Below are 22,964 nucleotides of genomic sequence, written 5' to 3'. Positions count from 1 at the left end.
AAAATAGAGAATTTATGCCGCTACAACAGAATTTTTAGTTAAAGTTTAACATGCAATTATCTTTATCAGGGATAAGTAAGAAACTTTTGTTTTTGCCTAATAATTTTAACCTTACAATATTCTGTTGATCTGGAAGAACATCAAAAAGGATGCGATTAATAACGCTTATAGATTTAATATCACCTATGTTCTCTATTTCTAGATAACAATAGACAATGTCGTCTTTGTATTCTTTGCCAATAAAGTTAAAATTATAAGCTTTTTTGTTAATTGAAACTTTTAGTTTGTCTTCTAAATAACGCTTCATGTACTCATCAACAATTTCTGGTTCATCTGCTTGAGCCAATGTTATGGTTTCGTCATAACGTTCGCGAATTAACGTTTCAAAATCATCAATAAAGACCTGACTAATAATTTGAATGGATTTCTGCTCCTTGGCATATTCAATGTTTGTAACACTTACATAATAATCATGCTTCGTATTACTAGAAATTAGTATTGAGCCAACTAAAAACGTTAAAATGATATATATCGATTTCATAAAAAGATTCTATTTTTTTAATCCTAAACCAAAAAGTATTCCAAAGTTAATCATTATCAGAACTATTAAGGTTCTCTCGGTAAGCTTTTAATTTTTGTTGTAAAAACTCTAATAGTTTTATGTGATTATCCTCTTTGCACAAACTTAAAAAGTTCTCATCTTCCTGAGAAAATAAGAAATATTCGTCCCTTAAGTTTTTGGCAAGTGTATCGTTTTCAAATATTATAGACTCATAATTAATCCTTAATGTGTTGATACATTTATCCCTATCATCTAACTCAACAATATCTTTTAGCTTTTTTGTCCTTCCACTTATTTTATTGAGAATCTTGTGAAAATTTACACCAAAACCAAGACCTACATATCCCCAAGGTCCAGCATCGGCATCATGAAGTTTTTTTTCGTTTTGGGTTAATGGTAATTTAGTATTGCCAGGAATGCCAAGATCATAAAAGTTGATTTCGGTTTTGGCATCCGAGTTTTCTAAATCGGACTCCAGACTTCCGGTAAGTATCTTACCAACGACAACTTTATCTAATTCGCTTACTTTTTCTTCTAATTTAATTTCAATCAAATTAGAGTCTTGTTGCTGTTGCATAATAATAATTTCTTTATTCACATAAATTAAGCTCGAAACAAATAATGTGTCTGTTGCTTTGGCAATAATGGTAAATTCGCCCTGTTCATCCGAAATAGTGAACTTTGATGCCGTTATATTTAATATGTGGATGCCTTCAACATCGTCATTGGCAATTAATTTGCCTTTAATTTCAGTTCGCTGAGCTTGCAACAAAAAAACAGAAAGTAACGCTACAAGACTAAATAAGAGTTTAGTCTTTCTCACTTTTATCTTTAAGGAAAGATTTACTTAGTTGCGTAATACGCTCTAAGAATAGCATTTCTTTATCTTTAGCCAGTAATTCTTCATCTATACCTTCGTTTTCTATATAATCTATAAAAGCGTCTACTTGCTCTAGTGGAATGTCGAAATTGGTATGGATGTAATTAACACTATATTTATCTAAGGCTTCTTTAAATGGTGTTTTATTGATAGCTTTCTCTGCATTGGTTTTATCTTCACTTTCAATGTCTACAATCTGACTTACTATAAATCCAGCGAGGTTAACAAGGTTAAGCATATTACCTACTCGTGGGTTATTTTCATTAAAAGCTAAATTGTCTGCCTTTGTTTTGTAATCTGCCGAGAATTCAAAATCTTCGATGTGGTCTAAACCAAAATAGACATAATCTAAGCTAACATTGTAGGTTCTAACATTTTCTAAGTCAGTGTTAATATTTCCTGTTAATCCAAATGGTAAAATAACAACTTCATCTAGTTTATTGATTTCTTCTACAAGAATAACCGTAAGCTTTTTAGATTTAATGATGTCTTCAGTAATAGTGACTTTAAAATCCTTAAACTGAAGTGCACCAAACTCTAGTATATCATTTAGAGCCACTTTAATCTCAAAATCACCATTTTCATCAGTAATTGTACCCTTATTTGATGAGGAATTATAAACAGTAACGCCTTCTTTATCCTCAGAAGCTACGGAAATCCTACCATTCACAGAAATCCTTTCGACATCTTGGCTGTAAATGGAAATAGTAAAAAAGCAGATTATTATAAGTACTATATGTTTCATGTTGGTGTTATTGAATTATAAAGTTCGTGCTTATTCATCAATTTTCATAAAAAGGGGTTAATAAATCTTTGTTAAAGTAGGAAATAGTCATTATGTCTTTTAAAACTATAAATCTTAAATTTGTAATATGAAATCAATCATAATTGCAAGTACTTCTACAGTTCATGGGACTGGTCCTTTAGAATATCTTTTAGATGAATTAAAAGTTCACTTTAAATCTGTGAACGAAATATTATTTATTCCTTATGCAAGACCTGGCGGTATATCGCATGATGAATACACAGCCAAGGTTGCTGATCCATTTAAAAAAATCGGTAAGACAGTAAGAGGTATTCACACATTTGAAGACCCTAAGAAAGCGATCAAAGATGCTAAAGGCATTTTTACTGGAGGCGGAAACACTTTTGTTTTAGTAAATCAATTATATAAAAATGATGTCTTAACTTCAATAAAAGAAGTAGTAAATAATGGTGTTCCTTACTTAGGTACAAGTGCAGGGAGTAATATTTGTGGTCTTACCATGAACACAACTAACGATATGCCAATAGTCTATCCGCCAAGCTTTAAGACTTTAGGCTTGGTGCCATTTAATATAAATCCTCACTATTTAGACCCAGATCCAAATAGTAAACACATGGGTGAAACTAGGGAGACACGAATAAAAGAATTTCATGCTTTTAACACACAACCAGTCATTGGCCTTAGAGAAGGGAGTTGGGTAGAAGTAAAAGATGAGAACCTAACTTTAAAAGGTAACCTTGATGCCAGAATTTTTGAATACGGTAAGGAGCCCTATGAAATCCCAACAAATTCCGATTTAGGATTTTTAAAATAGCCTATATTTTTTTTAGAAAGTGATAACCTAATATCTGAAAACCTTCGTTATAATAAAATTTATGAGAAGGGTAATTCTGAACATAAGTGTTTAGCTCTATGGATTCATAACCTTTTTCTTTACAATAATTATGAATCCAACTCATAAACAATTTACCTAAACCTTTATTTCTGTGCTCTGGTTTTATATAAACATGATCTATTTCTACAGATTTTCCAGAATAATGCCTGGTGCAAAACCATAAACCCGTAACACCAACTATCTCATTATTGAGTGTTATAACAGCACATTCATAGTTTTGATTCTTTATCTCATTAAACCGTGATGATAAAACGGATTTATCTATTTTACCTTGATTTAGTTCATATACTAAGGGTATTATAGACTTTAGTTCTGAATTAGGTAGTATTTTAAATTCGTAGTTCATCTCAATTCTTTATTGCTGTAAAATTAATGTTTTTTAAAACTTGAAACTATAAGCGATGACTTTTTAAGAAATTATGAGTCAAACTTTTGTAAATTTATCACACTAAGATAATCATCATGAGAAGAGGTAATTTTAAAGTCAGAATTTTAATAGCGTTGGCTGTGGTGGCTTTTGCATTTATAAGAAAATGTAGTCAAGAAGAAATAAATCCTTACACTGGCAAAAAGCAAGCAATATCTTTATCGCCAGATCAAGAGATTGCCATAGGATTACAGAGTGCACCTGATATGGCCAGACAGCATGGGGGTTTGCACCCTAATAACCAATACCAATCTTTGGTAGATAATGTTGGTAATAAACTTGTGAATAGTAGCGTTGCTAAAAATACACCCTATCAATATGATTTTCATTTGTTGGCAGATGAAAATACTATAAATGCTTTCGCGTTGCCAGGTGGACAGATTTTTATTACTTATGCCTTATTTTCTAAATTAGAAAACCAAGATCAGCTCGCTGGAGTTTTAGGTCACGAAATAGGTCATGTATTGGGTAGACATTCTAATGAACGCATTACTAATGCAAATTTTTGGAAAGTTATTGCAATGGGTAGTTCTGCTATAGATATGGGTGGTGTGGCCCAGCAAATGGGACAAGGCGAACTCCTCAAAAATGGGAGAGGAGACGAGTTGGAGAGTGATGAATTGGGCGTAAAGTTTATGATTAATGCAGGTTACAATCCTGAAGAAATGATTGGTGTAATGGAAATACTAAAAGCTGCTGCTGGTCCAAATCGTGTTCCAGAATTTCAGAGCACACATCCAGACCCTGAAAATAGGATTGAAAAAATTAGAGAAGCTATTAGAAAATACAAAAATGCGTCTTAAATATTAAGACGCATTTCCAATTAACTAACTCAAATAATTGTCCTTAATTAGACTATTTCTTTTTAAATCGTTTCAAAAACTGTGCCGCATCCTCGGCTTTAGAAAGTTCTGCATGGTTTAATGCCGTATATCCCATATCACAAGATTTATGAACATCAGCTCCAGCTGTTATTAATACTTTAATTAACTCTACGCGATTGTATTTTGCTGCATAATGAATAGGACTCATACCATTAGATTTGGCATTAACATCAGCACCTTGATTGATTAAAGTTTTTGTAAGTTCCACATCTCCTGTGGCTACAGCTTTACAAAGAGGGCTTACTTCAAAAGTTTTTACGGTTACTTCGTTTTTGGTAGAAGTTAAAACATCGTTTGTTGCATTTAAATTTGTGATTGAAAAGCCCAATGCCAAGGCCAAAACTACTGCTGTTTTTTTCATGATGAAAGATTTTAAATTAATTGATTTGTTTTTTGATTATACTAAAGAGACGACATTATTTCTTTTCTGTTACACTTTAAAATTTTAAATAACATACATTTAACGTTTTGAAAACAAATCTGTTAAGGCTTTCATAAAAACACTTATCTATTTAACAATCAACATTGTATAGTTTTAAAATTAAATAACATTTAAAATTTTTTTAATCCAGAATTATAGTAGTATACTATGCCTTATATTTGAGGTAATAAACAAAACAACATGAACAAGAAGGTAATCTTAATGATATTAGATGGTTGGGGAAAATCACCAAATCCAAAAGTCTCTGCCATAGATAATGCAGATACTCCATTTATTGATTCGTTATATAATAAATATCCTAACGCTAGTTTACGTACAGATGGTTTACATGTAGGTTTGCCTGAAGGGCAAATGGGAAATAGCGAAGTAGGGCATATGAATCTTGGTGCTGGTAGAATTGTGTATCAGGATTTAGTAAAGATTAACCTAGCTGTTAAAAATAAAACACTTCAAGAAGAACAAGTCCTTAAAAATGCTTTTGAATATGCTAAAGCTAATGGAAAGGATATTCACTTACTTGGTTTAGTGAGTGATGGTGGAGTGCATTCACATATAAAACATCTTTTCGGACTTTTAGATGCAGCAAATGATTTTGGCCTAAAAAATGTTTTTGTGCATGCTTTTACTGATGGAAGAGATGTAGATCCAAAATCTGGATATGGCTTTATTTCAGAATTAGAAGATCATTTAGCTAAGACTACAGGTAAGTTAGCCACTGTTATAGGCCGTTATTATGCTATGGATAGGGACAAACGCTGGGAACGTGTTAAGCTAGCTTATGATGCTGTTGTTCATGGTCAAGGAATACAGACTACGAATGTTCTTAGAGACATTGAACAAAGCTATGAAGAAGATGTTACGGACGAATTTATTAAACCACTTGTGGTTATTGATAATGATATGCCTGTGGCAACGATAAAAGATGGAGATGTTGTTATTTTCTTCAATTTTAGAACAGACCGAGGACGTCAGTTAACGCAAGCACTTTCGCAAGAAGATTTTCATGAATACAACATGCACAAGTTAAATCTTCACTATGTAACCATGACGAATTATGACGACAACTTTAAGGGTATTAATGTCATTTTCAATAAAGATAACTTATCCGATACCTTAGGTGAGGTTTTAGAAAAGCATGGCAAAAAACAGATTAGAATTGCTGAAACTGAAAAATATCCTCATGTTACTTTTTTCTTTTCAGGTGGAAGAGAAGAACCCTTTGAAGGAGAAACAAGAATTTTAAGAAATTCACCCAAAGTCGCTACTTACGATTTAAAGCCAGAAATGAGTGCTTACGAATTGCGAGATGCGCTTGTTCCAGAACTTAAAAAAGGAGAGGTAGACTTTGTGTGCCTAAATTTTGCAAATGGTGATATGGTAGGTCATACAGGTGTTATGGAAGCCGCAATTAAAGCTTGTGAAGCTGTAGATGAGTGTGTGAAAGATATTGTTACCACAGCTTTAGAAAATGATTACACTACCATTTTAATAGCAGATCATGGAAATTGCGAAACCATGATAAATCCTGATGGAACACCAAATACAGCACATACAACTAACCCAGTGCCGATCATTTTAATAGACAAAGGTCTTAAAGAAATTAAAGATGGTATTTTAGGTGATATTGCACCTACCATTTTAAAATTAATGGGTATAGAACAACCAGAAGCTATGACACAACATAGTCTTGTATAAATGACACATTGTTGTAACTTTGCCCCCTAATTGATTGATGGCATGAATTTTCAGGATAGATTAATAATAGCAGTAGATTTTGATGGTACCATAGTAGAAGATGCTTACCCAAAAATTGGAAAAACAAGAATCTTTGCTTTTGAAACTTTAAAACGTTTACAACAAGACGGACACAGACTCATACTATGGACTTATAGAACTGGTGCAAGGCTCCAAGAAGCTGTAGATTTTTGTAAGGAAAATGGCATAGAGTTCTATGCTGTTAATGCAAGTTTCCCAGAAGAAAAGTTTGATTACAGCCGAAGTCGAAAAATCCATGCCGACTTATTTATAGACGACAGAAATATTGGAGGCATCCTTGGTTGGGGTGAAATCTATCAGATGATAACCAATGAAAAGCCAAATATTAAGCAATCTAAAGGTAAAGGTGGCTTATTTGGATGGTTTAAATAGTGATTTAAGTCAATTCAAAATATGCTTTTTCAATAGCTTCTCTATGATCAGGATGTGCAATGTTCACCAAAGCTTTTACACGTTGTTTTATTGTCTTTCCAAATAAGTTAGCAATTCCATATTCCGTAACTACATAATGCACATGTGCTCTCGTTGTTACAACACCAGCTCCAGGTTTTAGTGTTGGTACTATTCTGCTCACACCTTTACGAGTTACAGAAGGTAAAGCAATGATAGCTTTTCCGCCATCACTAAGAGATGCACCTCTTATAAAATCCATCTGTCCACCAACACCAGAATACATCTTAGAACCAATAGAATCAGCACATACTTGTCCTGTAACATCAACTTCGATCGCTGAATTTATAGCGACCATTCTGGGGTTTTGTTTTATATATGCGGCATTATTTGTATAGTTAGAAGCTCTCATTTCTACAAATGGATTGTCATCTACGTAGTCGTATAACCTTCTTGAGCCCATTAAAAAGGTAGTTAAAGCACGACCTCTATTGATTTTTTTATAATTACCATTAATAACATCACTCAATATTAAATCTATAACACCATCAGAAAACATCTCTGTATGCAAGCCTAAATCTTTGTGATTAGTTAGCCTTGATAAAACCGCATTTGGGATATTGCCAATTCCCATTTGTAGTGTACTTCTGTCTTCAATTAAACCTGCAACATAGTCGCCAATCTTGCTTTCAATCTCAGTTGGTTCAGATGCATTAATAGCCGGGATTTCATCATCACATTCTACAAAGTAGTCAATTTCGGTATAGTGTATAATACCAGCACCATGGGTACGAGGCATTTTTTTATTTACCTGTGCAATAACTATTGAAGCGTTGTCAATAGCGGCTAAAGTAGCTTCGACAGAAACGCCTAACGATAAATAACCGTGTTTGTCTGGTTCTGAAACATGAATTAAAACCACATCTAAATCAATGATGTTTCTATGAAATAAAGTCGGTAATTCACTCAAAAAAACTGGTGTATAAGATCCGTTTCCTGAGTGTAATGTATGCCTCACATTTTTACCTAAGAAAAAAGAGTTAACGTGAAAACTATCTTTTAATTCTGGATTGGCATATGGTGCCTCTCCCTCAATATGTAAATGGCAAACTTCAACATTTCGTAACTCTTCGTGTCTTGCCGACATAGCATTGATTAATTGTTGTGGAGCAGCTGCTGCTGCCTGTATGTAAACTCTATCGTTAGATTTAATAACTTTTACTGCTTCTTCCGCACTTACTCTTTTAAACATTTTTTAAATTTTAGGTTACAAACTTACTGCTGAAAAGATAGAAAAAAACTGTCTTTTATCATGTTTTTCAAAAATTAATTAATCGTTATAAATACCTATCTTTGCAACCTAATTTAGAAGACCATGATTATTGTAAAAACAAGGGAAGAAATTGAATTAATGCGCCAAAGTGCACTGGTCGTATCTAAGACGTTGGGTATGCTTGCCAATGAGGTCAAAGAAGGTGTGACTACCAATTATTTAGATACAATTGCTGAAGAATTTATCAGAGATCATGGAGCTTTGCCAGGTTTTAAAGGGTTGTACGATTGTCCTTCAACATTACTTTGTAGTGTTAATGAAGCTGTAGTTCACGGCTTGCCAACAGATATCCCATTAAAAGACGGTGATATTGTTTCTGTAGATTGTGGTGCATTAATGAATGGTTTTTACGGAGATCATGCTTATACGTTTGAGATTGGTAACGTTTCAGAAGACACCAAAAAATTAATAAAAACTACTAAGGAGTCTTTATACGTAGGGATAGAACAACTGAGAGTAGGAAATAGAGTAGGCGATGTGGGTTATGCCATACAACAATATTGTGAGGCTGAAGGTTATGGTGTAGTAAGGGAACTTGTAGGGCATGGTATTGGTCGTAAAATGCACGAAGATCCAGAAATGCCAAACTATGGTAAAAGAGGTAGAGGTAAAAAGTTAATTGAGGGTATGGTTGTTGCTATTGAGCCTATGATTAATATGGGCACCCATAAAGTAAAGCAACTAAAAGATGGTTGGACGATTGTAACACAAGATGGAAAGCCAAGTGTGCATTTTGAACATGATGTTGCCATTGTTGACGGAAAACCCGAGATACTTTCAACTTTTGCTTATGTCCACAAAGCCTTAGGAATTACATCTAATGAAGAGGATAGATTTAGACAGAATGCTTTAGTGCTTTAAATGAAGTCGATTTTTAAATTTTTCCTAAACCTTTTTCCAAGACCTTTATTAATAAGGTTAAGCTATGTTGTGAGGCCACTTCTAGCTTTTTTTTTAAGAGGTAAAAGATATATAGACCCAATTGATGGAAAAGGCTTCAGGACATTTTTACCCTACGGTTATGGAAAACAACGACCAAACGTTTTATCTCCTTCAACACTGTCATTAGAGCGACATCGCTTATTTTGGTTGTACCTTAAAAATGAAACCGATTTTTTTTCTAAACAATACAAGGTCCTTCATTTTGCACCAGAGCAGTGCTTTTTGAAACGCTTTAGACAACTCAAAAATATAGATTACACTACTACGGATTTATTATCTCCTATTGCAGATGTAAAAGCAGATATTTGTAATCTTCCTTTTGAAGATGATACTTATGATGTTATTTTTTGCAATCATGTGTTAGAACATATTCCTGATGATACAAAGGCAATGCAAGAGCTATATCGTGTTATGAAACCTGGTGGTTTTGGTATTTTTCAAATACCACAGGATTTGAGACGAGAAACTACTTTTGAAGATGATTCCATTACCAATAAAGCTGAACGCGCAAAAATATTTGGGCAGTATGACCATGTTAGAATTTATGGTCGAGATTACTTTGATAAACTTAGAAGCATAGGTTTTGAAGTTAAAGAGATAGATTATACAGCTACGTTGTCAGATTCTGAAATAGACAAATACCGTTTGGCTAAAGCTGAAATCATTCCTGTAGTGAGAAAATAAAAAGCCGCACCAAAAACGAAAAAAAGGCACGGCTTAATATATAAATAAGAGTTAATAGCGATTATAAGACACGCTGGTAATATCTAGGTCACTTTTCTTATTCAGGAAAATTATTGAGGTTTAAGGTTTTTAATGTTTTGTCGGTGTCCTCGTAGATAAAATAGGCTTTAAGTTCGGGGTGTGATTTTAAAAAAGAGGTCACTTTTTCAATTCCCATTGCCTGAAAAGCTGTAGCGTAGCCATCGGCTGTCATACAATCTGCTGCGATTACCGAAACACTCAAAATATTTGTTTTTGTTGGATAGCCTGTTTTGGTGTTAATAATATGGGCATATCTGTTTCCGTTTTCATCAATCTTAAACTTTCTGTAAGTTCCAGACGTGGCCATCGCTTCGTTTTTTAATTCTAAAGCTTTAAAAACAGATTGTTGGCCATCAAAACGAGGTTCGTCTAACCCAACCTTCCATGGTAAATCTTTTTCAATATTTTTGCCTCTTACCCTTATTTCTCCACCAATTTCTACTAAATAATTGCTGATATTATTTGATTCAAGAAATTCACCTATAACATCTACACCATAGCCTTTAGCAATAGCATTGAATTCTAAATAAGTAGCTTTGGGCTTAATAATGGTATTGTTATTTAACGATACTTTGCTAAAACCTACAAACTGCATTAGACTATCAATAGTAGTACTGTCGGTTAAAAATTTGTTGGTTTCGGCGCCAAAATTCCATGCGTTGACAACGTTGCCTATAGTTGGATCAAAAACACCTTTGGTTTCGTGATAAATAGATTTAGAGGTATTAAAAACATCAATAAAATAATGATCTACCACAATTGTTTCATTTCGATTTAATCTAGAAATATCTGAATCTGGAATATAAGTCGATAAGGATTGATTTACATCATTAAATAAACTATCTATTTGTTCAGAGTAATCCGTATTGTCGGTATCCGCATATTGAATATTAAAACTTGTGCCAAAAACTGGTCCTGACAATTTAAAAAGTTTATCAGTGTTTTGTTCTTGTTTACAGGATGTAAAAAGAATAAGGGTTAAACCGAGTAGTAAGTTTTTCATGCCTAATTTAAGTTCATGTCTATAACCTGAATGCCATTGTATTCAATGAGGTATTCTTCATTGAGATAGATTGGTAAATTTTCACCTTCAGGGTTCCCGAGTCCAACTCCAGCATACAACACTTTTGCGTTTTTTTCATAGGCGTGTTTCTTAAAGGTTTCCATCCATACCACATCATAATTATTTGGGTTTTCCGGAAGCATAATAGCCCTCACAACCACAAAATAGTATTGACTATTTTTATCAATACAAACAAATTGAGGATGACGTTTTAGCTTACTATTTATTGCAATAAATTCAAAACCACGAGACTCTAAATCCTTACCAACGTGATTCATTGCCAAGTTATGAAGTTCTTGTTCTGTAAGTGCTTTGCTCATATGACAAAGATACAAGATGCTTACTTAAATCGAACAAATTTTGCACTACTAAAAGTGTAATTAGAAACTTGAGTTGAGGCACCGTCTTCTAATTTATACCATGGGGAAATCTTAGAATCCGATAGATTTTTTACCAAATGAACGCTTTGTGCAGGTGTATTGCCCTGAAATAGAAGAAATAATTTTTCCCCTTTATCATTAATAACTTCATCACAGAGCATAACGATATGTCCTGGGCTTCCACCCTTTATAAGCATATCTCCAATTTTTAGATCTTTGGCTTTTACGGGTTTTAGTTCGTTGTAAAGTGATAACGTGCCAGAATAGGTATAAATAAGATTTAGGTACTTGTAAAAGTTGTCTTTTGTGTGGTTTTCGTTTGCCGTTTTATAAAAGCTTACGTTGCTTCCGTTGATTTTTGGTCTAAAACCTTCAGCATATGTTGACCATGAGCAGTAATCGCCAGAAGTAAAGTTGAATCCAATGTCATCTTTTCTATTGTTGTCCCATAAATATTCACTTCTAATCCTAATTAGTGCATCCGCACATTGTTGCAAACCATTTTTTGGTACAGGTATTTCTAATATACCGATGTGTCCAAGTTGCCAAAAATATTCTGTATTATCGTAATTTATGATTTTACTACCAAAGGTTTTGAGCTTATAATTTCTAAGATAGTCTTCAAAACTGCCTTTAGGATATTCCACACGTCTGAATCCTGCAGGGATATTAACTCTAGACTTGATTGTTAAACTATCCTTGTTGATTAAACTAGGGGTTTCAATAACCGCTTTTACAGTATCATACGCTTTTTCTACTGGTTTAAAGTAAAAAGCTAAGAAAACCAAACCAATGATAAATAAGAGAAGTATTACTTTCTTCATAAGCACTAGAACGTATAAAAATTATAATTTGTTATACATGGTCAAAAATTCTATAACTTTAGCTGAATGAGAAATTGTGTATTACAAAACCTGTATTTTACAGTTTTATGTCTTTTGGTTTTAAGTTGTAAACCTGTGGAGAAGCTGCCAGATCCTTTACAAGCAGGTTGGAAGGGTAAAAAAGTGTGCGAAATTCTTGAAGAAAATAAATCCGTACGTATTTTGAAATGTACGTTTCCTCCAAATGTTGGTCACGAAAAGCATTATCATAATCCACATTTTGGTTATACCTTATCAGGTGGTAAATTCAGAATTACTGATACAACTGGTGCTCGCGAAGTTGAAGTACCTGAAGGTTATAGCTTTTCCAATGATATAAAAACAATTCACGAAGTATTAAATATTGGTAAAACCACTGCAGTTTTTTTAATAGTTGAATATAAATAAGGATTTTATTATCTTTTGTATCGAAAAAGAAAGTCCATGAATACTATAAGTAAAAGATTTGACGAGGCTTTAAAAAAACTTTATAAAGCCTTTCATAATAACACACTAAATCCTGAAGATTGTAAGCAATGTGCCGTAGGTAACATTCTAGATAATAACGATAGTTGGAAACATATGACTAATGTACATGGTTCTACAAAACTTAATTATGTCGGCTTAGTACATCAAAATTTAGGAAGACGTTTTAATGGCTATTCACCAACAGAATTACTTAAGATTGAAGCCTCATTTTTAGAAGGGTGTGGTTACCGTTTAGGTAAGACCTTTTGCCATAAACCGGATTTTTATAAAAATCAGGACATTTTATTTAATGGGTTAAGCCATGTGGTTGCGACGTTATGCGAGTTGGATGGCATTAAAAACATTATGGATTGCAGTTTTCTTTTTGATTATGAAATCAAAGATAAATTCAATCTACAAAGTGCTTAAATACCAAATACTAAATCCTATTAAAAAAGCAACCCCCAGACAGGACAGAATATGCATGCTTAAACTTGGTTTCCAGTCTTTTGGTGTGTGTTTACTACAAAGCAGTTTATAATTTATAATGGCATAGAATGGAGCGGTTACAAAAGATAGAATAGTAGCCACTTTAATGAGTAATCCCATCTCAGAAGCTAGGGCTATAAAGATAATTATTGTACCAAGGGTCAAAACTAGTATCCAATTGAGATAACCTTTTTTATAGGTTTTATTTCTAAGTATTTCTAGACTTTTGTTCATAGCTCTTGGTGAAGCATCTAACGTGGTAATGGTAGTGCTGAACATTGTGGTAAAAGCAGCAATGCCAATAAGAATTTTAGCCCAATCACCTAAACTTTTAGTATATAGTTCGATGAGTTGATTAGAAAACACATCGGCTTTGTTACTGAAACTATTTCCCGAATCGTACATTATAAAATAGCCTAAGCAGACAAAAGCGATACCCAAAAGAATGGCTCCAAAAAAGCCTACGTTGAAATCTAATAAAGCATTTTTTGGGGTAAACGAGCCTTTATCTTTTTGCTTCTCTAACGCCCAAATAGAATGCCAGACAGAAATATCCAAAGGCGCAGGCATCCAACCCATAAAGGCAATTAAAAAGGCAATTTCGATTTTGTTATTTGGTAGTACTTGATTGAAATTTACAGTTGTGTCAAATTCAGTATAAGCAAAATAAACAGCAACCAAAGTGCTAATGGTAAGTGTAATTATGATCACTTTTATAAGCTTGTCTAAGGTGTTGTATTTTCCAATTAATAGAATAAGAAGACATATAAAGAGTAATATGATTGTCCATATTTCTACACTACTTATGCTTTCAATCCCAAAATTTAAAAAGGAGATGTCACCAAAGAGCGAATTGGCCAAGCCAGCTGTTACTATAGTTACAGCTGCTTGAATTGTAAACATGGTGGCAAAAGTTAAAATGAAATAGGCTATTAAAATTGGCTTGCCCAACTTGTAATAACCATCTAACAAACTTTCACCTGTGGCTGCTGCATATCTAGGGCCAAATTGAAAAAAAGGATATTTAAACAAATGAACTAGTAGTAAAGCCCATAATAATCCTAAACCAAAATCAGCACCAGCCCTTGTAGATTGTACCAAGTGCGAAACACCAATTGCTGCACCAGCAAAGAGTAAACCGGGTCCTAATTTTTTTATGTGAGACAGCATTATGTTTTAGTAATAATGGCGGCTAGTAGCTTTTTAGCTCTCAATAGTTTTACCTTAACATTGTTAATAGGTTCATTAAGTTCTTCTGAAATTTCTTTATAGCTCAACTCTTGAAAGTATCTTAAGTTAATTACTTCTTGATAATTAGGTTTCAGCTTTTTAATATCTCTAAGTAATTTAGCAAGATTCTGTTCTGTGATGATTTTATCTTCTGGAGTTGGGGAGTCATCTATAATATCTAAATAATTATCCTCATTGTCTTTTGATGTATTCTGAATAGCCTTTTTCTGTTTTCTTACCAAATCTATATGAATGTTTTTTGAAATGGTAATGAGCCATGTTTTGAACTTATAATTTTCATCATAAGTAACAATCTTATCAAAAGCTTTAGAAAATGTCTGAATGGTAATGTCTTCAGCATCATTTTCGTTTTGTGTTCGCATAAGCTGAAAAGAATATACGTCGTTCCAGAATGTATCTAGTAAAAAATTAAACGCAATCTGGTCATTTTGTTTGGCTCTGTTAATTGCGTCTGTTATTTCCAATGTTTAGGTATAGATATAAGATTAGCAATAAAGATACTTAATTGTGTGGTAACTAAAAATAATTCTAGAAAAGGCGCAAAAGTGATGAGATTAGCATCATCTAGTTTTTTAGCGGTGAAACCAAAGCATAAAAGTTGAATTGCAAAGCGTAATACAATAAGTGCCAGCACCCATTGTATATTGTAGCCAATAATTACAAGTGTTATTCCTAAAATCCAAAATAAAAGCTGAGATATATAGAATAAAACCAAAAGGATTTTATGTTTTGTTTTATAGAATTTGGCAGTACTTACGTGTCTTCGCTTTTGCAATATCCAGTCTTTAAAGGAAGTTTTAGGTTCTGAAATGGTAAAACTTTCCTTTGTAAAACAGATTTCAGTGTTTGTACTATCTCCTACTTCATTTATAAACAAATCATCATCACCAGACTTTAGAGCCATATGACTATTAAAGCCATTGTTATTAAAAAATAATTCCTTTCTATAGGCCATATTTCTGCCAACACCCATGTATGGAAGTCCTAATTTAGCATATGAAAAGTATTGTAAGGCAGTAATAATAGTCTCAAATCTTACAAGCTTGTTTAATAGAGAAAACTTCTTTTTGGAATAAGCACCATAACCTAAAACAATAGCTTTTTGATTAGAAAATTTACTACTTATTTCGGCCAGCCATTTATTAGAGTTGGGTTTACAATCGGCATCAGTAAAAACAAGAAAATCGTTTTTAGAAGCTTTTATCCCAAGTGTTAATGCGTATTTTTTGTTTCCCCAAAAGGCTTCATTAGTTTTGACATCTACTATTTTGATATTGTTATGTAAGGCTTCAAATTCCTTCATAACTTTCAGAGTTTTATCGGTAGAGCCATCATTGATTAAAACAACTTCAAAGTTTGAATATTCTTGTTCTAGAATTGTTGGAAGATTTTTTTTAAGGTTTTTAGCTTCATTTTTTGCACAGATAATTACAGAAAGAGGTATATGCTTTTTAAGCTTGGTTTCTGTGCGGTTTATTGAAAATGAAAAAAGAAAAGCTAAATAGTAAATAGCTTGAATACTAACAATAACTATAAAAGTTATAAATAGTACTAAAGAAAAGCTCATTAAAACTTAAGAATGTTGAGGTTCGTTACAGTCTTTGAATTGATCTGGTGTTTTTCCGCAAAAACCACATGCTTCTCCTTCTTTGTTTAGCATTGGGTTTTGACTGGCACAAGTACCAGCAAATTTACCGTCTTTTTTTGCCCATATTTTTATTGCAATTCCGGCAACAGCCAAAGCTAACATTCCTAAAGTGAGGAGTAATAATTTCATTTACTTAGAATTTAGTGCAAAGATAATGCTTTTACATTTATTTGTGTAAATCTCTTATTGTGACTTAATATCTTGTTCTTGTATCTAAAAAATGTTTAAATTTATTTCTAACTAATTAATTATCAATTATGAAAAAACTATTTGCAGAATTTTTCGGAACATTTTGGCTCGTATTTGGTGGTTGTGGTAGCGCTATTTTTGCTGCTGGAATACCAGATTTAGGGATTGGATTTGTAGGCGTATCATTAGCCTTTGGTCTAACGGTTTTAACTATGGCATATGCTGTTGGGCATATATCTGGAGGTCACTTTAATCCTGCCGTGTCTCTTGGTCTTTGGGCTGGTGGTAAGTTTGAAGCTAAAGATTTACTAGGCTACATTTTAGCACAGGTTGTTGGCGCTATTGTAGCAGCATCGTCACTTTACTTAATTGTTTCAGGTAAATCTGGTTTTGAAACTGTAGGTGGTTTTGCTGCTAATGGTTATGGCGAGCTATCTCCTGATGGTTACAATATGATGTCTGCATTGGTTGTAGAAGTGGTTTTAACAGCATTTTTCTTATTGGTTATTTTAGGAAGCACTAATGCAAGAGCTCCTAAGGGTTTTGCACCAATTGCTATTGGTTTAGCCTTAACCTTAATTCATCTTATTAGTATTCCAATAACCAACACATCCGTAAATCCAGCTAGATCGTTAAGCCAAGCAATCTTTGCCGAGGGAGCATATCTGTCTCAGGTATGGTTGTTTTGGGTTGCTCCAATAGTAGGTGCTATTATTGGTGGTATAATACATAAAACATTCTTTGAAAAAGAATAGTGTTAAACGTATGAACAAAAAAAGAGGCGTAAACTGCGCCTCTTTTTTTATTATAAACGTGCAATTAGTTGTCTTTTAACGAAATTTCAGCAACCTCAGTATTGTTTTCGTTGGTTTCGTCACCGTCTCTACCAATTTTAATGCTTAGTGCTAACGCATCTTCCATGTATGGAATTTGCATTAACTTACGGTCAGATTCATCTAATATGCCTAAGTTAACCATTCTATCTTGTAACTCTGCCCATATTTGATAATGTTGATCTTCAGGTAACTCTGGTAATTTAATAACATCTATCATTGATGTTTTTTCTACAGGGTTTATATAGGCTACCGTTTTAAGGTCTTTAGCTCTATCATTGCCATTAATGATGTATTTTCTGGCATCTGGGTCGTTTAATTTATTTAATTCTATTGATAGCTCTGATAGCATGGTATTATTCTTCTTTATATCACTCCTTAGGTCGTAAATCTCATCTATTACAACATTGTTCTCGTCTAATAGGATTTGATTTTTTTGGTAAAGGAATAAAGAAAATGTAGCAAATAATACAGCAGCAGCAGTTGCCGCTATACTGTACCAAGGTGTTTTTCTATGCTGAACTAATTGAATTACTTTGGTATGATTGTTTTCATCCAAAGCTTCTAATATGTTTCCTAAAATATGATTAGGAACGTCAACAGCACCAGCTTTAGCAATTATCTCTAAATTTTTCTGAAGCTTTTCATAGGCCTGAGCTGCTTCAGGATAATTACTAATAAAAAATTCTACTTCTTTAGTTTCTTCTAAAGACGCTTCGCCCACCAAGTATTTATTTAGCAGGTTAGAATTTAAAAAGGTATGTAATTTTGTTTCCATAATTAAAGTTATTCAGGATCATAAACTTTTTTAAGTTCACGAAGTCCAATTTTTAATCTCGATTTTATGGTACCTAGCGGAATATCTAGTTCTTCACTGGCTTCCTGTTGCGTCATGCCTTGAAAAAATAGGGCATCTAACACAATTTGATACTTTTCTTCGAGTCGTCCAACTTGCTCTTTAATATCCAAAACATCTTGGTTTAAATTGCTTGATGGTAAGATATATACGTTTGAGGTATCGATTTGGATTTCTTTCTGATATCTATTATTGAAGCTACGTAATTTATCTATAGCTGTATTTCTGGCAATTCTAAATAACCAAGTAAATAGTTTGGCTTTGCTAGAATCATATTTATGGGCATTTTTCCAAACTTTTATAAAGGTTTCTTGTAAAGCATCTTGAGCAACCTCTTCGTTTATGGTTATTTTTAAAATAACACCATAGAGACTGTTAGAATAGTTTTCGTACAACAAATCTAACGCACGCTTGTCGCCTTTGTCTAATAAATCGATTATTTTCTGTTCGGTTGGTGTAACGCTCAAAATGTTAAAACCTTGGTTTTTAGATTTTTAAATGATCCAAAATGGATTTATTTACGTAAATATAGTTAAATACAGTAAAAAAGTATTTAGCATTATAAAGTTAGAATAATCATTTTTTCAGAGAGATTGGTTAATAACATATTCATAAGATTATTCTAAATTCAAAAGTCGTAATCCTCATTACGACTTTTGTTTTATATGATGTTTACTTCGGTTTCAATTGATATATCAAAAATTCTTTTAATGGTTATTTGAATTAATTGTGCTAACTTATAAATATCGCTCCCTTTGGCATTGCCATAATTAACTAAAACAAGGGCTTGTTTATTGTGTACACCATAATCATTAAATCGTTTGCCTTTAAAACCAGCTTGTTCTATAAGCCATCCAGCAGGTACTTTTACCAAATCATCAGAAACTTTATAGGATGGTACTTCTGGGAAATTGGCTTGTAGTTTTTTAAACTGATTCATTGAAATCACAGGATTCTTAAAGAAACTACCACTGTTACCAATTTCTTTTGGATCTGGTAATTTGCTTTGCCTAATGGCTATTACGGCATTAGATACATCTTTGATGGTTGGTTCTGTAATATTAAACGCTTCTAGTTGCTGTTTAATGGCGCCATAATCCGTGTGAAGAATATGATTTGATTTTGTTAGTTTGAATGTAACGCTAGTTATTATATATTCATCTTTTAGCTCTTGCTTAAAAACGGATTCTCTATAGCCAAATTTGCAATCTGATTTTGTAAAAATTCTCTTTTCTTGGTCTTTAACACTAATAGCTTCACAACTTTCAAAAACATCCTTGAGTTCTTTACCATAGGCTCCAATATTTTGGATTGGTGAAGTGCCTACATTACCAGGAATTAGTGATAAATTTTCAATACCACCATAGTTATGTTCCAAACACCATAGCACAAACTGATGCCAATTTTCACCAGCCTTGGCTTTAACAAGAACAGTGTTATTTGTTTGATTAACTACTTCAATTCCCCTTAAGCTAATATGAAGTACCAAGGCTTCAATGTCTTTGGTAAGCAACATATTGCTTCCACCACCAAGAATAAATAAAGGTTGATTTTTTTTGGTTTTTAAAACTTCGGTAAGGACAGTTTCATCAGTAATATTGCAATACGACTTTGCTTTAGCATTTAGGCCAAAGGTATTAAAAGGTTGTAGCGAAACATTATGTTCAATAACCATTAGTCTTTGTAAACTTTTAAGGCTTCTTCTAATACTTTAATAGCTATTTTGAGACTGTTTTCATTTAAAACATAAGCAATTCTAATTTGATTGCGCCCAACACCAGGTGTTGAATAAAAACCTGCTGCAGGAGCTACCATGACTGTGTTATTGTTGTATTCAAAGGATTCTAATAACCAGCGTGCAAAATCATCTGAGTTTTTAACAGGTAGTTCCGCTATACAATAAAAGGCACCGTTTGGTTTGGCTACTTTTACACCAGGAATTTTTTGTAAGCCTTCAATCAATGTGTTTCTTCGCTTTACATACTCTTCCTTAACATCATCAAAATAACTTTGAGGAGTGTCTAGAGCCGCTTCGCTGGCAATTTGTGCTAATGTTGGCGGACTTAACCTTGCTTGTGCAAATTTTAAGGCAGTTTTTATAACTTCTTTATTTTTTGAAACCAAATAACCAATACGCGCACCACACATACTGTAGCGTTTAGAAACGGAATCTATGACAATAGCGTGCTCTTCCAATCCTGGTTCCTGAAGAATTGAATAATGTTCAATGCCATCGTACACAAATTCTCTGTAAACTTCATCTGCAATCAAGAATAAATCGTGTTTTTTGACAATAGCAGCTAATTTACTAATCTCTTCTTTACAATAAAGATATCCTGTTGGGTTACCTGGATTACAAATAAGAATAGCCTTGGTTTTTGGTGTGATTAGTTTTTCGAATTCTTCAATAGGAGGTAAAGCAAAGTTATCTTCTATCTTAGAAATTACAGGAACAACTCTAACGCTTGATGCGGTTGAAAAACCATTGTAGTTGGCATAAAAAGGTTCAGGGATTATTATTTCATCATCCTCATCCATAATACTACCAAAAGCAAATAATAATGCTTCACTACCACCAGTTGTTACAATGATGTCATTGTGTGTGACATCAATATTGTTACGTAAATAGTATTTTGCGATTTTCTTTCTGTATTCTTCAGATCCTTCAGATCTTGAATACGCTAAGATATCCAATGAGTGTACTTTTACTGCATCTAAGGCAATAGTAGGGGTTTTAATATCTGGTTGTCCTATGTTTAAGTAGTATACAGTTTTTCCTTGTTTATGAGCTTCTTCAGCATATGGCACCAATTTTCTAATAGGTGACTCAGGCATATTAATACCTTTCTCAGAAATTTTAGGCATGGTAAAAAAATTAAAGTGCTAAGTTCCGAAATTTCTTAAAGTTTCTACAAAAAATAATACTGAAAATATGTAGTTAAGCAAAGATTTGTAAATTCATTAAAATCTAATCAATATTGAAAAGACTTTGCGCACATATAATTTTACTCTCATTATTCTTAAATAGTTGGCTAATAATTGGGCAAGGTGAATTTTATTTAAAAGATAAAGTAAGCCAGAAAATTAATTTTGAGTTTGCGGCTAACTTAATTATTATTCCGATTGAAATTAATGGAGTTGAATTATCTTTTGTTTTAGATACGGGTGTTAGTAAACCTATATTATTCAATTTAACAGCAAATGATTCACTCGATTTAAAAAATACAAAAACCTTCTATCTTCATGGTTTAGGTGCTGATGGAAAGATAGAAGCCATAAAGTCTAGCTACAACAGATTTAAGATTGGAGATGCAATAGGGAATAATCAAGATTTATATGTGGTTTTTGATACAGACATAAATTTCACCCCTCGATTGGGCGTAGTTGTACATGGAATTATTGGGTATGATATATTTAAAGATTTTGTTGTAGAAATTAATTACAGTTCTAAATATATAAGGTTGCATAAGCCTGAATCTTTTAAACCTAAAATATCAAAGCAATGGCAATCTATTCCGATAGAAATCCATAAAAATAAACCGTATTTAGACGCTGAAATTATCTTGGGGACTGGTTCTAAAGAAGTGAAACTGCTCATGGATACAGGAAGTAGTGATGCTTTATGGTTATTTGAAAATAGAACAAAAGATATAATGCTTAGTGATTCACTTTTTTTTACAGATTATCTTGGTAAAGGATTAAGCGGTTCGGTTTATGGAAAAAGATCTAAGGTAAAGAGTTTTCGATTAAATAATTTTACTCTAGAAAATGTGAATGTTGCGTATCCTGATTCTTTATCTATAGATGTTAGTAAAGTTTATAAAGATAGAAATGGTAGTATTGGTGGAGATGTTTTAAAACGGTTCAATTTATTTATTGATTATACCAATAAGAAATTGCATTTAAAAAAGAATCACCATTATAAAAACCCCTTTACATATAACAATAGTGGAATAGTATTAGAGTACAATGGAACTATGTTTGCAAAAGAGCAGATAAAACTGCCTAAAACCGATGGTTATAGTGTTAATGATAACTTAAGTTCTGTGAAAATTGACCTCTCAATTAGTCATAGAATGATATTGAAACCAATGTATAGAATAGTAGAATTACGCAGATCTTCTAACGCATATACATCTGGTCTTAGAGTAGGTGATATTTTATTAGGTATTAATGGAAAGGAAGTTTTTAATATGAAACTGAGCCAAATAAATGAAATCTTGTTTGGCAAAACAGGAAAACCAATAAGGCTAAAAGTTGAGCGTTATGGAGAGGTGAAAACATTTAGGTTTAAGTTAGATAATGCCTTTAAAAAGGATGAGCCCTCAAATTGAGAGCTCATAAAATTTATACATAACTGAGTTTATTGCTCAATCATACTTTTTTCTTTCTTCTCTAAAACACTTGTTTTATCAGGATCTATAACTAAACCTTTAATTTTTAGTGCAACTGTTGGAGTTTCGGCATTAGAAAAAACGGTAATAGTTTTTCTAATTGGGTTAACTCTATTAGTGTCGTATTTTACTTCAATTTCACCAGTCTCACCAGGCATTATAGGGTCTTTTGGCTTTTTTGGTACTGTACACCCACAAGTAGACTTTACATTAGAGATTACCAAAGGCGCATTTCCTGTGTTGGTAAATTCAAATGTTCTAACACCATCAGAACCTTTTTCAATCGTTCCGTAATCAATAACTGTGGTCTTAAACTCTATCTTAGCTACTTTCTTTTCCTGAGCAAAAGATCCAAAACTTATTAAACCTACAAATAGAATTGCTATTAAATTTTTCATCATTTAAATTTTTAAATTGATACTATCAAAACTACTTACTTTTTTACTCTCCTCAAAATTAATTAGATGT

At 32.9% G+C, this 22,964-nt stretch carries 28 protein-coding genes; 10 read left to right on the top strand and 18 right to left on the bottom strand.

Translation table 11 applies throughout. The features are described from left to right. Positions 1-34: 34 nt before the first annotated feature. Genes ACPX19_RS02385 through ACPX19_RS02375 form a run of 3 tightly spaced genes read right to left on the bottom strand, consistent with a single transcriptional unit; the run spans position 35 to position 2,187 of the window. Positions 35-541: a DUF6702 family protein gene (locus tag ACPX19_RS02385; protein ID WP_426431254.1), complete on the bottom strand. Its 507-nt coding sequence runs from the start codon at positions 539-541 to the stop codon at positions 35-37. Positions 542-587: 46 nt separating this feature from the next. Then, positions 588-1,385, bottom strand: a complete 798-nt coding sequence (locus ACPX19_RS02380) for a carboxypeptidase-like regulatory domain-containing protein (RefSeq protein WP_426431253.1) — start codon at positions 1,383-1,385, stop codon at positions 588-590. Then, positions 1,372-2,187, bottom strand: coding sequence for a carboxypeptidase-like regulatory domain-containing protein (locus tag ACPX19_RS02375; RefSeq protein ID WP_426431251.1), 816 nt, complete (start codon positions 2,185-2,187; stop codon positions 1,372-1,374). Before ACPX19_RS02375 ends, ACPX19_RS02380 begins: the two co-directional genes overlap by 14 nt. Before the next feature lie 127 nt (positions 2,188-2,314). On the opposite strand from ACPX19_RS02375, the gene pepE reads away from it, so the two are divergent. After that, a complete protein-coding gene (pepE, locus tag ACPX19_RS02370; protein ID WP_426431249.1) occupies positions 2,315-3,022 on the top strand; it encodes a dipeptidase PepE in 708 nt (235 codons plus the stop codon). 1 nt (position 3,023) lies between these two features. Here pepE and ACPX19_RS02365 read toward each other — a convergent pair whose 3' ends face one another. Next, positions 3,024-3,449 (bottom strand): GNAT family N-acetyltransferase, encoded by a 426-nt coding sequence (locus ACPX19_RS02365; protein ID WP_426431247.1) that lies wholly within the window; start codon positions 3,447-3,449, stop codon positions 3,024-3,026. Between the two features lie 116 nt (positions 3,450-3,565). On the opposite strand from ACPX19_RS02365, the gene ACPX19_RS02360 reads away from it, so the two are divergent. Beyond that, complete coding sequence (locus ACPX19_RS02360) at positions 3,566-4,333, top strand: M48 family metalloprotease (protein ID WP_426431245.1); 768 nt, start codon at positions 3,566-3,568, stop codon at positions 4,331-4,333. A gap of 52 nt (positions 4,334-4,385) precedes the next feature. Here ACPX19_RS02360 and ACPX19_RS02355 read toward each other — a convergent pair whose 3' ends face one another. Beyond that, positions 4,386-4,775, bottom strand: a complete 390-nt coding sequence (locus tag ACPX19_RS02355; RefSeq protein WP_426431243.1) for an ankyrin repeat domain-containing protein — start codon at positions 4,773-4,775, stop codon at positions 4,386-4,388. Between the two features lie 261 nt (positions 4,776-5,036). Here ACPX19_RS02355 and gpmI point away from each other — a divergent pair, with 261 nt between their 5' ends. Then, positions 5,037-6,551: a 2,3-bisphosphoglycerate-independent phosphoglycerate mutase gene (gene gpmI / locus ACPX19_RS02350; protein ID WP_426431241.1), complete on the top strand. Its 1,515-nt coding sequence runs from the start codon at positions 5,037-5,039 to the stop codon at positions 6,549-6,551. A 42-nt stretch (positions 6,552-6,593) separates the two neighbouring features. After that, positions 6,594-7,004 (top strand): BT0820 family HAD-type phosphatase, encoded by a 411-nt coding sequence (locus tag ACPX19_RS02345; protein ID WP_426431239.1) that lies wholly within the window; start codon positions 6,594-6,596, stop codon positions 7,002-7,004. Positions 7,005-7,008: 4 nt separating this feature from the next. Here the strand turns inward: ACPX19_RS02345 and ACPX19_RS02340 are convergent, their stop codons facing one another. Next, positions 7,009-8,274, bottom strand: a complete 1,266-nt coding sequence (locus ACPX19_RS02340) for an acetyl-CoA hydrolase/transferase family protein (RefSeq protein WP_426431237.1) — start codon at positions 8,272-8,274, stop codon at positions 7,009-7,011. A gap of 123 nt (positions 8,275-8,397) precedes the next feature. Between ACPX19_RS02340 and map the strand changes: the two genes are divergently transcribed. Then, positions 8,398-9,216, top strand: coding sequence for a type I methionyl aminopeptidase (gene map, locus ACPX19_RS02335; protein WP_426431235.1), 819 nt, complete (start codon positions 8,398-8,400; stop codon positions 9,214-9,216). After that, on the top strand, positions 9,217-9,981 hold the full coding sequence (locus tag ACPX19_RS02330) for a class I SAM-dependent methyltransferase (RefSeq protein WP_426431234.1): 765 nt from the start codon (positions 9,217-9,219) through the stop codon (positions 9,979-9,981). It begins immediately after the preceding gene. A gap of 97 nt (positions 9,982-10,078) precedes the next feature. Here the strand turns inward: ACPX19_RS02330 and ACPX19_RS02325 are convergent, their stop codons facing one another. Genes ACPX19_RS02325 through ACPX19_RS02315 form a run of 3 tightly spaced genes read right to left on the bottom strand, consistent with a single transcriptional unit; the run spans position 10,079 to position 12,329 of the window. Further along, positions 10,079-11,065, bottom strand: coding sequence for an FAD:protein FMN transferase (locus ACPX19_RS02325; RefSeq protein WP_426431232.1), 987 nt, complete (start codon positions 11,063-11,065; stop codon positions 10,079-10,081). Positions 11,066-11,067: 2 nt separating this feature from the next. Then, a complete protein-coding gene (locus tag ACPX19_RS02320; RefSeq protein WP_426431231.1) occupies positions 11,068-11,445 on the bottom strand; it encodes a Na(+)-translocating NADH-quinone reductase subunit F in 378 nt (125 codons plus the stop codon). A 20-nt stretch (positions 11,446-11,465) separates the two neighbouring features. Beyond that, a complete protein-coding gene (locus ACPX19_RS02315) occupies positions 11,466-12,329 on the bottom strand; it encodes a DUF4846 domain-containing protein (protein ID WP_426431229.1) in 864 nt (287 codons plus the stop codon). Positions 12,330-12,395: 66 nt separating this feature from the next. On the opposite strand from ACPX19_RS02315, the gene ACPX19_RS02310 reads away from it, so the two are divergent. Further along, positions 12,396-12,776 carry a cupin domain-containing protein gene (locus ACPX19_RS02310; RefSeq protein ID WP_426431227.1) on the top strand — a complete coding sequence of 127 codons (381 nt, stop codon included), beginning with the start codon at positions 12,396-12,398 and terminating at the stop codon, positions 12,774-12,776. 36 nt (positions 12,777-12,812) lie between these two features. Then, positions 12,813-13,265: a Na(+)-translocating NADH-quinone reductase subunit F gene (locus tag ACPX19_RS02305; protein ID WP_426431225.1), complete on the top strand. Its 453-nt coding sequence runs from the start codon at positions 12,813-12,815 to the stop codon at positions 13,263-13,265. On the opposite strand, the gene ACPX19_RS02300 is transcribed toward ACPX19_RS02305, so the two are convergent. From ACPX19_RS02300 to ACPX19_RS02285, 4 genes are read right to left on the bottom strand one after another with little or no spacing between them, the layout of a single operon-like run. Then, positions 13,251-14,495, bottom strand: a complete 1,245-nt coding sequence (locus ACPX19_RS02300) for an Nramp family divalent metal transporter (protein WP_426431223.1) — start codon at positions 14,493-14,495, stop codon at positions 13,251-13,253. The two genes, ACPX19_RS02305 and ACPX19_RS02300, sit on opposite strands and share 15 nt — an antisense overlap. Then, positions 14,495-15,040, bottom strand: coding sequence for an RNA polymerase sigma factor (locus ACPX19_RS02295; protein ID WP_426431222.1), 546 nt, complete (start codon positions 15,038-15,040; stop codon positions 14,495-14,497). The genes ACPX19_RS02300 and ACPX19_RS02295 overlap by 1 nt, the downstream gene beginning before the upstream one ends. Continuing rightward, positions 15,031-16,143: a glycosyltransferase gene (locus tag ACPX19_RS02290; protein WP_426431220.1), complete on the bottom strand. Its 1,113-nt coding sequence runs from the start codon at positions 16,141-16,143 to the stop codon at positions 15,031-15,033. Before ACPX19_RS02290 ends, ACPX19_RS02295 begins: the two co-directional genes overlap by 10 nt. Positions 16,144-16,149: 6 nt before the next feature. After that, positions 16,150-16,353 (bottom strand): membrane or secreted protein, encoded by a 204-nt coding sequence (locus ACPX19_RS02285; protein WP_426431219.1) that lies wholly within the window; start codon positions 16,351-16,353, stop codon positions 16,150-16,152. Positions 16,354-16,481: 128 nt separating this feature from the next. Between ACPX19_RS02285 and aqpZ the strand changes: the two genes are divergently transcribed. Further along, entirely contained in the window at positions 16,482-17,168 is a 687-nt protein-coding gene (gene aqpZ / locus ACPX19_RS02280; RefSeq protein ID WP_426431217.1) for an aquaporin Z, read from the top strand. A gap of 64 nt (positions 17,169-17,232) precedes the next feature. Here aqpZ and ACPX19_RS02275 read toward each other — a convergent pair whose 3' ends face one another. From ACPX19_RS02275 to ACPX19_RS02260, 4 genes are all read right to left on the bottom strand, one after another. Beyond that, complete coding sequence (locus ACPX19_RS02275; RefSeq protein ID WP_426431215.1) at positions 17,233-18,024, bottom strand: RNA polymerase subunit sigma-70; 792 nt, start codon at positions 18,022-18,024, stop codon at positions 17,233-17,235. 8 nt (positions 18,025-18,032) lie between these two features. Continuing rightward, the gene (locus tag ACPX19_RS02270) at positions 18,033-18,569 is read right to left on the bottom strand and encodes an RNA polymerase sigma factor (protein ID WP_426431213.1); all 537 of its coding nucleotides are present in this window, start codon (positions 18,567-18,569) and stop codon (positions 18,033-18,035) included. A gap of 194 nt (positions 18,570-18,763) precedes the next feature. Then, complete coding sequence (murB, locus tag ACPX19_RS02265) at positions 18,764-19,777, bottom strand: UDP-N-acetylmuramate dehydrogenase (protein ID WP_426431211.1); 1,014 nt, start codon at positions 19,775-19,777, stop codon at positions 18,764-18,766. Next, positions 19,777-20,967, bottom strand: a complete 1,191-nt coding sequence (locus ACPX19_RS02260; RefSeq protein WP_426431209.1) for a pyridoxal phosphate-dependent aminotransferase — start codon at positions 20,965-20,967, stop codon at positions 19,777-19,779. The genes murB and ACPX19_RS02260 overlap by 1 nt, the downstream gene beginning before the upstream one ends. Before the next feature lie 113 nt (positions 20,968-21,080). On the opposite strand from ACPX19_RS02260, the gene ACPX19_RS02255 reads away from it, so the two are divergent. Beyond that, positions 21,081-22,436 (top strand): aspartyl protease family protein, encoded by a 1,356-nt coding sequence (locus ACPX19_RS02255; RefSeq protein WP_426431207.1) that lies wholly within the window; start codon positions 21,081-21,083, stop codon positions 22,434-22,436. A gap of 29 nt (positions 22,437-22,465) precedes the next feature. On the opposite strand, the gene ACPX19_RS02250 is transcribed toward ACPX19_RS02255, so the two are convergent. Beyond that, the gene (locus ACPX19_RS02250; RefSeq protein ID WP_426432416.1) at positions 22,466-22,894 is read right to left on the bottom strand and encodes a DUF1573 domain-containing protein; all 429 of its coding nucleotides are present in this window, start codon (positions 22,892-22,894) and stop codon (positions 22,466-22,468) included. Positions 22,895-22,964: the final 70 nt, after the last annotated feature.

Source organism: Winogradskyella sp. HB-48 (genome assembly GCF_049942685.1).
Classification (GTDB): domain Bacteria; phylum Bacteroidota; class Bacteroidia; order Flavobacteriales; family Flavobacteriaceae; genus Winogradskyella.
This window is presented reverse-complemented; position numbering and strand designations above follow the sequence as displayed.